13 protein-coding genes are annotated in these 12765 nt (G+C 48.5%); 5 read left to right on the top strand and 8 right to left on the bottom strand.

The features are described 5' to 3' along the window. Nucleotides 1-177 precede the first annotated feature (177 nt). From J0A67_RS20455 to J0A67_RS20440, 4 genes are all read right to left on the bottom strand, one after another. On the bottom strand, nucleotides 178-714 hold the full coding sequence (locus J0A67_RS20455) for a pyridoxamine 5'-phosphate oxidase family protein (protein ID WP_206571251.1): 537 nt from the start codon (nucleotides 712-714) through the stop codon (nucleotides 178-180). Nucleotides 715-815: 101 nt separating this feature from the next. Beyond that, complete coding sequence (locus tag J0A67_RS20450) at nucleotides 816-1199, bottom strand: hypothetical protein (protein ID WP_206571250.1); 384 nt, start codon at nucleotides 1197-1199, stop codon at nucleotides 816-818. Nucleotides 1200-1609: 410 nt separating this feature from the next. Beyond that, complete coding sequence (locus J0A67_RS20445; RefSeq protein WP_206571249.1) at nucleotides 1610-2860, bottom strand: AI-2E family transporter; 1251 nt, start codon at nucleotides 2858-2860, stop codon at nucleotides 1610-1612. A gap of 1 nt (nucleotide 2861) precedes the next feature. Continuing rightward, the gene (locus tag J0A67_RS20440) at nucleotides 2862-3770 is read right to left on the bottom strand and encodes a diacylglycerol/lipid kinase family protein (protein WP_206571248.1); all 909 of its coding nucleotides are present in this window, start codon (nucleotides 3768-3770) and stop codon (nucleotides 2862-2864) included. A 62-nt stretch (nucleotides 3771-3832) separates the two neighbouring features. Between J0A67_RS20440 and surE the strand changes: the two genes are divergently transcribed. After that, nucleotides 3833-4564 (top strand): 5'/3'-nucleotidase SurE, encoded by a 732-nt coding sequence (gene surE, locus J0A67_RS20435; RefSeq protein ID WP_206571247.1) that lies wholly within the window; start codon nucleotides 3833-3835, stop codon nucleotides 4562-4564. Between the two features lie 70 nt (nucleotides 4565-4634). Here surE and J0A67_RS20430 read toward each other — a convergent pair whose 3' ends face one another. Both J0A67_RS20430 and J0A67_RS20425 read right to left on the bottom strand, forming a co-directional pair. After that, nucleotides 4635-5483, bottom strand: coding sequence for an SDR family oxidoreductase (locus J0A67_RS20430; RefSeq protein WP_206571246.1), 849 nt, complete (start codon nucleotides 5481-5483; stop codon nucleotides 4635-4637). Nucleotides 5484-5533: 50 nt separating this feature from the next. After that, nucleotides 5534-5782: a Rho termination factor N-terminal domain-containing protein gene (locus J0A67_RS20425; protein WP_206571245.1), complete on the bottom strand. Its 249-nt coding sequence runs from the start codon at nucleotides 5780-5782 to the stop codon at nucleotides 5534-5536. A 656-nt stretch (nucleotides 5783-6438) separates the two neighbouring features. Between J0A67_RS20425 and J0A67_RS20420 the strand changes: the two genes are divergently transcribed. The 4 genes from J0A67_RS20420 (at nucleotide 6439) to trhA (ending at nucleotide 10932) form a co-directional block, all read left to right on the top strand. After that, nucleotides 6439-6903 (top strand): response regulator, encoded by a 465-nt coding sequence (locus tag J0A67_RS20420; RefSeq protein WP_206571244.1) that lies wholly within the window; start codon nucleotides 6439-6441, stop codon nucleotides 6901-6903. Between the two features lies 1 nt (nucleotide 6904). Continuing rightward, nucleotides 6905-9388, top strand: a complete 2484-nt coding sequence (locus J0A67_RS20415; RefSeq protein ID WP_206571243.1) for a PAS domain-containing sensor histidine kinase — start codon at nucleotides 6905-6907, stop codon at nucleotides 9386-9388. Between the two features lie 241 nt (nucleotides 9389-9629). Further along, entirely contained in the window at nucleotides 9630-10166 is a 537-nt protein-coding gene (locus J0A67_RS20410) for a lipocalin family protein (RefSeq protein WP_206571242.1), read from the top strand. Nucleotides 10167-10293: 127 nt separating this feature from the next. Beyond that, a complete protein-coding gene (gene trhA / locus J0A67_RS20405; protein ID WP_206571241.1) occupies nucleotides 10294-10932 on the top strand; it encodes a PAQR family membrane homeostasis protein TrhA in 639 nt (212 codons plus the stop codon). 71 nt (nucleotides 10933-11003) lie between these two features. On the opposite strand, the gene J0A67_RS20400 is transcribed toward trhA, so the two are convergent. Continuing rightward, complete coding sequence (locus J0A67_RS20400; RefSeq protein WP_206571240.1) at nucleotides 11004-11351, bottom strand: hypothetical protein; 348 nt, start codon at nucleotides 11349-11351, stop codon at nucleotides 11004-11006. Between the two features lie 122 nt (nucleotides 11352-11473). Continuing rightward, the gene (locus tag J0A67_RS20395; protein ID WP_206571239.1) at nucleotides 11474-12640 is read right to left on the bottom strand and encodes a Gfo/Idh/MocA family protein; all 1167 of its coding nucleotides are present in this window, start codon (nucleotides 12638-12640) and stop codon (nucleotides 11474-11476) included. Nucleotides 12641-12765: the final 125 nt, after the last annotated feature.

The raw sequence follows: 12765 nt of genomic DNA, 5'->3' as shown, positions 1-12765 counted from the left end.
AACTCTTCCCTACCTGCCAATTTATTTGACAATCGGCAGAAATCTGCATTGAAAACCAAACACTCCAGCCTTAGCTCCAACCGGAAAATTTGGCATAAGCATCCAAACTCCGGTACTAAAACAAAAAAGTGCGGCTCAGTCTGAGCCACACTTTTACCCATAGAAATCCGATACCCGTCAAACGATCAGATTTCCCTCGATGGAATCGTCCATCGTTTTTCCCGATATAGCACTGATCAGGACTTTGATACCTGCCACGGCATTGCCGTGCTTGTTGTCCCAATAGTAACCCGTATCCGGTATAAATTCGATCACTGATATCCTTGGATCGTCTATGCCCTCGGTAAACCAAGCTTTGACAGTAGGATCCCAAAGTTCTTCTATTTTCGCGCGGTCAGCGCTGACAATCGCATGCCCATTCAACTCCAGAAAATCAGAGTAGGAGGATCCCTGAAAATACAGCGTAACAGTTTTATCCTGTGCAAGCTCCATGTTTTTGACGCTGTCTTTCGCACTGAGAAACCATACATGTCCAGCTTCATCCGTCTTCTGAACCGCCATGGGTCTGGATCGGTGAGAGGCATTGAAGTTCGCTTGGGTGACAAAGAAACAAGAGCCTGCTTTGTCGATTAAGGAGCGGATCTTTTCCACAGCCTCTTTTCCCTGTAAGTCCTTTTTATGGTTTTCAGGGGACTGCTGATCAATAGAATTCATAATAAGTCGGTTTAGTTAAAACGTATGATTTGCTAGGGAAAATGATTGGGATAACTACAATATGTCCAGTTTACCCAGAGAGTTGATCGTTTCTCCGGATTCTATTTTGGACTTTTGATACGGCCCAGGTTGTCGTAGGTAATCACTTGCTTATCCTGCACAGGATTGTCAAATGTGATCTCGAAGTACTCTATGGCATCTTCCGTAAATCTTCTCACATCTTTGATTTTGTCAAGTGAAGTAGCCGGGTCCTTTTGCAGAATCACGATCAAAGGTTCCGGAAGCTGTAGCGTGTCGACGAGCTCATGCTGTCCGAGGGGCTTGGCGTCTTCCAGTTTTTTCATGTTGATGTCATCTCCATCTAGTGGGCCTTTTGTCGCCACTTCATCTTGCATTGCATCGGTGTAGGAATCTTTTTCGCTCTCCCCGCAGGCGACGAAGAGCATCCCGACTATTGCGGGATATAGGATCAGTTTCGTTTTCATAGTGTTGATAGTTAGGGGTATTCCACGCAAGGGCCTGAGACACCACGATATTTTGTTCAAAAGCACTTCCAGAAGCAGATGTCCCTACAGAATCGAAAATTCAATAACCTCAGCAAACAAATTATATTTCTATCATTCCACACAAAACCAAATATTTCAAAATAATAATTCTGACATCAGGCTAATTTCAGACATATATTTCAAAAAACTAGATATTGAAAAACCCAGCAAAACAGCGAGTTCAAATCCTACTAACCTCCGTTGATCTTTACGCCTTCCCCACCTTGGGGAACGCATGACACAAGAAATGGCATGCCATCAACCGTGAGCTTTTATCAAAATGTAGTCGTCGAGCAAAAATCCTGACTTGCGCTTCCTATGCCAAAGCAGTACAGAGACCCTGAGCCTTACTAGTCTTTCTTCAATTTGTCCCTGAGCTTCCCTCCCCATTTGCTTAGGAAGCTTTCTTCCTTGTCATCGCCCACATCCTCCTCGCCCAACATATAGCCCAAAGGTTCCAGTTTGGTGACGGCATCAAAAATGATTTTGCAAATCCCGGCAATGGGAATGCTGAGAATCATACCAGCCACACCCCAAATCGCACTTCCCAGCACCACCACCAGAATGGTAGCCAAGGGGTTAAGGTTGACTTTGTCGCCAACAACAAAGGGTTCGAGGATATAACTTTCAATGAACTGCGCTGCTCCATAAGTCACCACCACTACAATCAATGACCAAGTTTCCGCTCCTCCGATCAGCGTCATGATGATCGCAAGGACGAAGCCGATGATCACCCCCAAATAGGGAATCAAGGACAGGATAGCCGCAATCACGCTGATCAGGATGGCGTTTTGTACGCCTGCGATCAGCATGCCGACCGTATAAATGACTGCGAGAAAAAAGATTAGCAAAAATCGCCCGCCCAGGAAATTGAGCGCCAGTTGAACTGAATCTTCCAGCACCTCTTTGGCGCGTTTTCTCTTCTCAGCAGAGAAAAAACGGAGAATGGACCGTTTGACTTTGTTGCGGTAGTTGAGGAGAAAAAACAGGTAGACAAAGGTCAAAAAGGAGTTGCCCAGAAATCCGAACAGGTTCACGGCGACTTGCCCTAACTGTTTTTTAACTCCGCTTGAGATCGCGACGCTTCCGCTTGTTTTGGATTGGCCTGACTCATTTTGTCCTTTGGATTGCTCATTTGCAATTTCCCCTGTAGCCTGTTCTCCACTTTCATTTTCAGTTTGCGCTTGAGCTTCCTCACCTTGGCGGAAGGTACTGTCAGAGTTGTCCAGCCACTGGGGTATCTGCTCTTGCACGTTCAGCCCAGTCTTTTCTTCTATTACTTCAACCACCTTGTCCACTTTTGGCGCGAGTTTCTTTTCTATCTCGGGCCAGCGCTCCGAGACACTCCCGACTTGGATAGCGATCACTGCGAAAAAAGCCAAGTATATCAAGATGCATAAAATGACACTCCCAAAGGAAGCCCAGCCACGGGAAATACCTTTTGCCTCCACTTTTCTAGCCAAGGGCACACAAACCAAAGTCAGCAAGACCGCAAAGGCAAGCGGAACCAAAAATACCTCCGCCTGCACGAGACCTTGTGCCAGAAAGAAGACAGCCAACACAAGTAGTGCAAAGCGAACCAAGACGCCGTTGGATTTCATATCATTTCTTTTTTGACGAATTGGGGTTGGTGTTCAAAAGAGTCAATTGATGTTTCTGGAGCTTTATTTTGACTTTTGGAATCCCTTCATAGAGCGATTGGTGAACTACCACCGAATCGTCCACATGGAAGGGCAGGTGGGTTTTGACCTCTATTTTCTTGGCTTTGATCACTTCAAAGGGGCTCTCAACCGCATCCTTTTCATGCGCTTTTAGAAAATCCCTGAGCTCCTTCTCTTGATCTTCCCGGACCAGCATCACGTCAAGATAGTCGTCTCCGTGATCGGCCTCTGGCGCCAAGACCAGCTGGGGTCCAAGCTGCCTGGTGTTCATCACTTCAATCCAGAGGTAATGGCCGGAGTAGTCCTTGCCGTCGATTTTAATGTCATATTCTTGAGCAGAAAGTTCTTCGGGAAGCTTTCTGAGGTGTTTGCTTCCAAAGTCAACTTTGTCTCCGTCGGGAGCTTCCTCCCTTTTTCCCCGCTCGATCTGCTGGAGAAGGGCCGTAAAGAGCCCCCAGCCTACGCCCTCAATGAACCTTCCTTTTTCCCCTTCAGTCTGAAATGTCCCCACACTGAGCGGAAGGAAGTTGCCTTTCTTGAAGTTCTTGACCGTATCTGGATAAAATCCCGCAATGCCCAGACTGCCGGCTATGTTATTGGCATTCCCAGAAGGCAAGAGCGAGATGGGGATCTTGGAGTCATGCAACTCGAGAAGGATTTTCTCCACGGTCCCGTCTCCACCGGCGATCACGACAAGGTCATAGTTGAGCTTAAGCACCTCTTCAAATCCGTCTTCCTTGGTATTTTGCGCGATCACTTTGGCACCCTGCCGCTCTAGCGACCCGATGACTTCTGCGAGGTCGAAATCCTCGGTTCCGGCGGTTGGATTATAAAGGAGAATGATTTTCATAGCGCTATCAAGTAAGTCCTGCGTGCTATTTGCATACAAAAACACGACTAAACTTCCTTGTTATGAACATTCTGATCACAAACGACGACGGTATCTACAGCCCTGGAATACTAAAATTGGCAGAAATCGCCTCAGAATTTGGAAGCGTGCGAATTGTCGCTCCCCACGTGGAGCAATCTTCCATGGGCCATGCCATCACCGCCAGCCGACCCCTCTCCTACCGAAAAACGAAAGTGGGGAATTTTGACGCATATCGAGTAAACGGAACCCCAGCGGACTGCGTGTCTTTGGGATGCTTCCATTGGGAAAAAGTGGACATTGTCCTTTCTGGAATCAACCTCGGCCCAAATCTGGGAAATTCCATGTGGCACTCGGGGACTCTTGCCGGGGCAAAGCAGGCTGCCTTGCTTGGAGTGAAAGGAGTAGCGCTCAGCACACCTACTCAGAGCGAAGAATATGACTTTGAAAAAATGGCGCCGTATATCCGGCAGGTGATCGCGTATTTAATCGGGGAGGATGTACCCCTATTAGTCAATGTGAACTTCCCCTTTGCACCCAAAGGAATCGTATGGACCCGACAGTCTATCCGGCAATACGACGGCTTGGTTAAGCCTGCGCAAGACCCAATGGGACGGGCTTTGTATTGGATCACTGTGGTGCCTCTCGAGCCATCCGAAGAAGGTACTGACCGCTATGCCATGGAGCACGATCTGGTGTCCATGACCCCACTGCGACTGGATCTCACAGACGAGTCACAACTGGTGAAGCTCTCCGGTAGAAAGATTTTCGATTAGGACTAATGCAGTATGCAGAAAGCAGTGATCTGTACTGCTTACTGCATACTGACCACTGCCAACTGGAGAATCATCCTCCCACGATCTCACCCCCATTCACATGGATAAACTGTCCCGTGATGTAGGAGCTGTCCTCGGAAGCCAGGAACACATAGGCCGGTGCCACCTCACTGGGCTGCCCAGCTCTTCCCAAGGCGGTATCTTGGCCAAACTTGGTGACGTCGTCAAATGTGGCGGGAATGAGTGGAGTCCAGATCGGACCCGGCGCGACGCCGTTTACGCGTATTTTTTTAGGAGCGAGCATCTTAGCCAAGGAGCGTGTAAAGCCCACGATTGCACCCTTGGTACTTGCATAGTCCACCAAGTGTTCGCTGCCTCGATAAGTAGTGACCGAGCTGGTGTTGATGATGGTGTCACCATCTTTAAAATGTGGCAAAGCGGCTTTGGAAAGATGAAAAAACGAGAAAATATTGGTTTCAAAGGTCTCCAAGAGTTGCTTGGAACTGATTCCATCCAAACTATCTTTTGGAAACTGGACTGCTGCATTGTTGACCAGTATATTGAGTCCCCCAAGCTTTTTGACGGTGGTTTCCACCACTTTTTTGCAGAAGCTTTCGGATCGGATGTCGCCCTTGATGAGGACACATTTACCTCCCTCTGCCTCGACCATCTTTTGCGTATCCTTGGCGTCTTTGACTTCATTGAGGTAGTTGATCGCCACATTTGCACCCTCGCGGGCAAAGTACACCGCGACACTGCGACCAATTCCGCTGTCCCCACCGGTAATTAGGGCGACCTTGCCCCTGAGCTTGTCGGCTCCCTCATAGCCTTGTCGGATTACTTCGGGCTCTGGCACCATCTTGCTTTGCTGTCCAGGAAGCTCTTGAGATTGGGGTTTAAAAGTCTTTGGCTTTTTCATAGGATATCTACGTTAGTGTCAAACGCCGAACTCGACGTGCATTTTTCTAATTAATTGTTCCTCAATGCGTGAATAAGCTGGCTCTTGGTCATTTTGCTTCTGCCGGGAATTCCGACTTGCTTGGCTTTTTCGTATAGCTCCTGCTTGCTTCTATCCTCGTAGTCTTTGGCTTTACCACCTCGCTCGCCCGCATCTGGGGTATTGGCGATCCTAGCAGCCTTCTGCTTACTCACGCCCTCTCTTCTGAGCGCTTCGTATTTCGCATCGTCCTTGATGCTGGGTCCGTGATCCTTTGCCATGATAGTTTTGGTTTGAAGATGAAGGAACTGGTTTACGCGAAAGCGGCTTACGTGCTGCCACTTTCTCTATGCTCAGAAATCAAATTTGAGACCGAGCGAGGATTAGGTGTCACGCGCCAGCACTTTGCAAATGATAAGACCTAGGGACTGGTACATTTTCAATTAAATGAAACTATGAGCTGAGTAAAAAGCATCCATGTCAGGCACCTTCCTGAGAGCCGCTCATTGGCATTTTCGCATTACACCCACAAATACATCAAACGGAAATCTAAACCCAGACCTCAGGACAAAATCACGATCTGGTTCATAATCTCCAGCGTTGCAATTAAGTATCGGGTGATGTTTCTAAATGTGGACAGCGTGGGGCATATCCACCTCAGTCTCGCAAAGCTCTAGATCCGTTTCATGACGGTTTCAGCCAAGGTGCTCGTTATGATCCGCATTTTTCCCCGTAAAAACCTTGTTATCACAGTCGCCAGCATCAGGACTTAGATCATACTTCAGGAATCCTGCCTAGCAAAATGGAAGTGGTTTAAGAAATTTACATTGTTATTCGCCTGGTAAACTGCGTCAACCAGAAAGGGATCTTTGCAAAAATTTTAATCAATGGGGCATTCGTCTTATATTGAAGCTTTACATCCCCACACCTAGGGGGCTTGCTGCTGGGTGTCGAAATGAAAGACGAGCACTTCACCATACTCCTCGCAGACGACGACGAAGACGACCGGATGTTTTTCCAGGATGCCTTAGACGAACTTCTAGTCAGTGCGACCCTGCACGTGGTCAGCAACGGCCTTGATCTAATGCTATTCCTGAAGGACCACCTCCACCAACTACCCCAAGTGATCTTCCTGGATCTCAATATGCCAAGCAAGTCCGGAGCGGAATGTCTGGCGGAGATCAAAAAGCATAAAAAGCTGAGCAAGATCCCAGTCATCATCTACTCCACGTCCGCCAACCCGGACGTAATGGAATCACTTTATAACATGGGAGCGCTCTATTATGTACGAAAAGAGGGCGACTTCTCCAATCTTAAATCGGTTATAGGCAAGGCTCTAACACTTTGGCAACAAAATAGCTCTAGGCAACCCCACAGAAGCAACTTCTTGGTCTTGCTATAACATGAAATACATGCCCAACGCCCAGGATTTCCCCTTCCTCGCCAAAGGCGGAGAGATGGGTAGACTCATCCAACAAACTGACTGGAACAACTCGCCACTTGGTCCCATTGAATCCTGGGAAACTAGCCTCCGAGCCACACTCGGCATCGTGCTAAGTTGCCCCTTTCCCATGTTTTTGCTGTGGGGTGAAGACTTGCTTTGTTTTTACAACGACGCCTACCGACCCAGCTTGGGGGTGGAAGGTAAACATCCGGCTATCGGCAAAAAAGGCCGTGAGGTCTGGGCGGATATTTGGGATTTTATTGGCCCCCTGATCGACCGGGTGATACGAACTGGAGAGTCGGTGTCCTTCCAAGATCAGCTAGTAGGCTTCTATCGCAACGGTCGGATGGAAGATATCTACTGGACGTTTTGCTACAGCGCAGTCTTTGACGACTCAGGAAAAATTAACGGGGTGGTAATCACGTGTACCGAGACCACTGACACGGTCGTAACCAGAAGAAAGCTCGAGGAAAGCGAACGGAGGCTTCGTTCTATGATCCTCCGTGCTCCTGTCTCTATCGCTATCTTGCAAGGCCCAGACTATGTGGTGGAAATCGCAAACAACAAGTCACTGCAAATCTGGGGAAGAAGTGGTGAGGAAGTTTTGGGTCAGCCGATTCTGGAGGCCATGCCGGAGCTAAAGACGCAAGGTATCGAAGCTATTTTGGATGAAGTCTATAGCACTGGCAAAATCTTCTCTACCGCCGAGCTACCAGTACAGCTGCACCGAAACGGCAAATTGGAAACTGCCTATGTCAACTTCAGCTGCGAGCCACTTTTCAATTCTTCCGGCGAAATCGACGGCATCATGGCGGTCGGCATAGACGTCACAGAGCAGGTGATGTCACGCCAAAAAATACTCGAAAGTGAGACACTGTTCAGAGCCATAGCTGACAACATTCCCAACCTCGCGTGGATGGCCGATGCGGACGGATGGATCTATTGGTACAACAAGAAATGGTACGAATACACGGGCAAAACGCCCGAAGAAATGGAAGGATGGGGCTGGCAGTCCGTCCACGACCCCAACGTATTGGATACTGTATTGACAAAATGGAAACATTCCCTAAAAAAAGGGGAACCATTTGAAATGGTGTTTCCACTAAAGGGGAAAGATGGCCGATTCCGGCAGTTTCTTACCCGAGTACTACCCCTGTATGATGAGCACGGTAAAATCGTACAGTGGTTCGGCAGCAATACCGACATCGAAGATCAAAAAAGCTTCCGGGACGAACTGGAAAAACAGGTCAAAGAACGAACTGCAGAACTTCTCAAGCTGAATGAATCATTGAAAAAAAGCGAAGAGCGCTACCACCTCATGGTAGAGGAAGTGCAGGACTACGCCATTCTGTACATCAGCAAGGAGGGAATTGTAGAAAACTGGAACACAGGAGCGCAAAAAATCAAAGGATACCCTGCGGCAGAAATCATCGGTAGGAGCTTTTCAAACTTCTACACCGAGGAAGACCGAAAAAGGGGGCTACCGATGACTCTTTTGAATAAGGCTATCGAAAAAGGCAAAGCCACCCAAGAAGGCTGGCGCGTCAAAAAGGATGGCAGCCGCTTTTGGGCAAGTGTGGTCATCACTGCAGTACATAACGATCAACGGGAGATTATCGGGTTTTCTAAAGTCACCCACGACCTGACTGAAAAGAAAGAGGCTGCCGACGCCTTGGAAGCCAAAAAAACAGAGTTGGAGGAGAAAAACGCGGAACTCCAACGGATGAACAAGGAATTGCAATCATTTGCCTATATATCCAGTCACGACCTGCAAGAGCCGTTGCGCAAGATCCAAACTTTTGCCTCACGCATCATCGAAAAAGAATACGCAAGTCTCTCGGACAAAGGGCGGGAACTCTTTAACCGCATGCAGCGCTCAGCCGAGCAAATGCAGGCCTTGATCAACGACCTGCTCGCCTATTCCCGTACCAACACCGCCGAACACGTTTACCAAAAAGTTTCACTCGCCACCGTCATCGAACGCATCAAACAAGACCTCCGCGAGGAACTGGAAGAAAAACAGGGAGAAATTATACTAAAGACCGATGTCGAAGTTAACGTGATTCACTTCCAGTTTCAGCAGATGTTCTACAACCTGATCAGCAACTCCATCAAGTTTTCCCGCCCTGGCACACCACTTCGGATAGCGGTTTGGGCGGAGCGCGTTTCCGGCACCTCTATACCAGTCAAACATCTGCCCCACGACAGGGACTATTGGCATATCCAAGTCCGTGACAATGGGATTGGTTTTGAGCCTGAGTACAACGAGAGGATTTTTGAGCTATTCCAGCGTCTGCATGGCAAAAGCGAATACAAGGGAACCGGCATAGGGCTATCCATTGTGAAAAAGATCGCGGAAAACCACGGCGGTAACATCAGCGCTTCGGGGCAACCCGGCCAGGGAGCAACGTTTGACATCTATCTGCCAGTGGAAAGGATGTAGAATGTAAACCAGCGCTAGTAATCAGCTCTTGATATTCTATAAGGCTGTTTTCAGAAAAACCAAGCTTAATTAACCTCATGCCAGTGGAATTGCCGACTCAGGCTGGGGCTGACGATACCCAAGTCAGGGAAAAGGCCCAATTCTTAGACTGAAAGAACCTCGGATTGTCGCTTTGGTACAAATAGCGAATTTTGGCTCTTAGATTGTAAGGTGTGAAGCGCAAACCAAACCAACATCAGGCATGAAGAAGCCAAGCTTTTATCTTTCCATCTCCACCCTTCTGCTAATACTGTTATCCTGCACCCCCGGAATCCCAGAGGGAGCGACAGCAGTCAGCCCCTTTGATTCCAAAAAATATCTAGGCAAGTGGTATGAGATTGCACGCATAGACTTCAAGTTTGAGAAAAACCTCAACAATACGACTGCGGAATATTCCATGAACGATGATGGCTCCATCCAAGTCCTAAACCAGGGATACAACACCAAAAAAGATGAATGGGAGCAAGCGAAGGGCACGGCCAAGTTTGTGGACTCAGATAGTGTAGCAAGACTGAAAGTCTCCTTCTTTGGACCCTTCTACTCCGGGTACAACGTCATCGCTCTCGACGAGGATTACCGCTATGCTCTGGTAGCCGGGGAGAGTCTCGACTACCTTTGGATTCTGTCCAGAGACACCACTATCCCTCAGGACGTGAAGGAAGAATACTTGCAAATTGCCAAAACCGTAGGCTATGACACAGATCGGCTTTTGTGGGTAGAGCATACAGCGCAGAAGTAGTGACCTTTCTTCGCGGTACTTGGGATTGCGTTTCCAACGAAGGCCCTCCCATGGAATCACTCAATTCCGACAAGGCCCAAGCCAAGACACCTCGATTTTCCTTAGCTTCGGGGAGCGATTCCAACCCATGGCCAAACGTCTGCAGACCCAAAAAGAAGAACTAGCCAACGCCATTTCCCACGGCATCGGGCTGTTGGCGGCATTGGTGGCAATACCCTTTTTGGTCTGGCAGGCGGCGGAAAAGCAGGTGGCTCAATCCTTGCTTGGCGCGATAGTTTTCAGTGTGGGTGTAGTGATGGTGTACACATTTTCACCCCTATACCATCTGGCGAAAAATCCGAAGCGCAAAAGCAGACTGCAGGTGCTGGATCATATCTCGATTTATTTCCTTATCGCGGGGTCTTATACTCCGATGATGTTTGCTGTTCTTGCACCGGACGTTGCCCTTATTTTTCTAGGCTTTCTTTGGGGCTCAGTCTTGGTCGGAAGCACGCTCAAGCTATTTTTTACCGGCAGGTTCAAGGTCGTGTCGGTGGCGATCTATCTGCTCATGGGCTGGCTAGCCGTCTTCTTCCTAGACGACATCGCTGCGAAAATAAACTTCGAGACTTTGGCTTGGGTAGGAGCCGGAGGCCTTGCCTATACCGCCGGGGTGTTTTTCTATGTTCAAAGCCAAAAGCCCTTTTACCACACGATCTGGCATATTTTCGTACTGGCGGGTACGGCCTGTCATTTTGTGGCGGTTTATCATTTGGTTGGTATTTGATCCCAAGTCGTGGTTTATGCAGTCGCAAACCATATTCCCAACTGCCCGCATAAATAACACACCAGCCCTCGCTAATGCGAGTAGTAGAAAATCACACATACTTCTAAATCCACTTCTTTTCCGGAACCATTTTCCAAATCATAATAGAAATAGGGTGCATATTGGTCCACGTGGTCCATTACCGTATCGATCTTTCCGGCAGGAAGATTCAAACCGTTGAACTGGACATCACTTTCCACCATTCCACGCAGGTGGATGGAAACCTTGTAGATACCTCTATCACCCTCCAGTCCGCTTGAAATGGAATCTTGGAAAAGGAGCTTTTCTCCTTTGATTTCTGCGCACTTATCATACGTACTGGACAAGCAGGAACTGGCTAGAAGCATGACAAACACAAGAATTTCGACTTTTAACTTCATCTTAATCTCAGTTTCGAACTCACCAAGAAATCACTTAAACATAAAGAGTCCAAGCCGGAAGGCTTGGACTCTTTCAGATTTCAAACTTCAGTCTTCAGAATTCAGCTTTCACACTTCACATTTCAGACTTTCTCCACCCACTCGACACCAGTGTCTTTCCAGGCTCTGGAGTTTGCCGATTCGATGACCGCTTCGCAAACTTTTTGGGTCTCGAAGGCATCACGGAAGGTAGGATGGCAAGGCTCGCCAGTCTGCAAGCTCAAGAAGAAATCCGAAACTTGGTGGATAAAGGAATGTTCATATCCGATAGAGGTGCCCGGAATCCACCAGCGGTTCATATATGGATGGTCACCGTCAGTCACGTGAATGGATCTCCAGCCTCGCACTTTGCCCTCGTCGCTATGGTCGAAGTATTCAAGTCGGGTCAGGTCATGTAAGTCCCAACGGATGGAAGCATGCTCCCCATTGATTTCCAGCGTATAAAGTGCCTTGTGTCCCCGTGCGTAGCGAGTCGCTTCAAAGAGACCCAAGGAACCGTTATCAAAGTGGCAATGGAAAATACAGGCGTCGTCGATGCCGACCTTCTGCTTTTCCCCGGTACCTTGGTGGACACGCTCCTTCACAAAGGTCTCCGTAACGGCAGAGACATCTTTGATGCCCCCATTGATCCACATAGCGGTATCGATACAGTGTGCCAGCAAATCCCCAGTTACACCGGAGCCTGCGGCATCTACATCCAATCTCCAGAGCGCATCTCCACCCTGGGGCAAATCGGGATTGATGGTCCAGTCCTGGAGGAAGTTGGCGCGGTAGTGGAAAATCTTGCCCAGCTTGCCTGAAGCCACGATGTTCTTGGCCAAAGTCACAGCGGGGATGCGACGGTAGTTATACCACACGGTGTTTTTTACCCCAGCTTCTTCGACTGCTTTGAGCATACCTTCCGCCTCTGCGACGGTGCGGGCTAGGGGCTTTTCGCAAAGGATCATCTTGCCTGCTTTGGCAGCAGCGATAGCAATCTCCGCATGCGAGTCATTTGGAGTACAAATATCCACCGCGTCAATGTCGTCCCGCTCGATGATTTTACGCCAATCGGTCTCGATGGAGTTGTATCCCCACTGGTCAGCGAAGGCCTGGGCGCGCTCCGCTTTTCTGGAGCAGCAGGCTTGCAAGACCGGGTTGTATTCGTATTCAGGGAAAAAGTCGGCCAAACGCTTGTAGCCGTTGGTATGGATGCGGCCCATCAGCCCTGTGCCGATGAGTCCGATTCGAATTAGTTTTTTATTAGCCATAATTGGAAAATTTTAAATTTGGAAGGTTGGAAAATTGAGTTGAAAAGTGGCAATGCGGGAATGTAGAAAGGTTTCAGAACTTCAACAGTACCTCTCTATCTTAAACATTAACACTTCATTTTCCG

The organism is Algoriphagus aestuariicola (assembly GCF_017254835.1).
GTDB lineage: Bacteria > Bacteroidota > Bacteroidia > Cytophagales > Cyclobacteriaceae > Algoriphagus > Algoriphagus aestuariicola.
The sequence above is the reverse complement of the archived record's forward strand: the minus strand, read 5'-3'. Positions and strand labels throughout refer to the sequence as shown.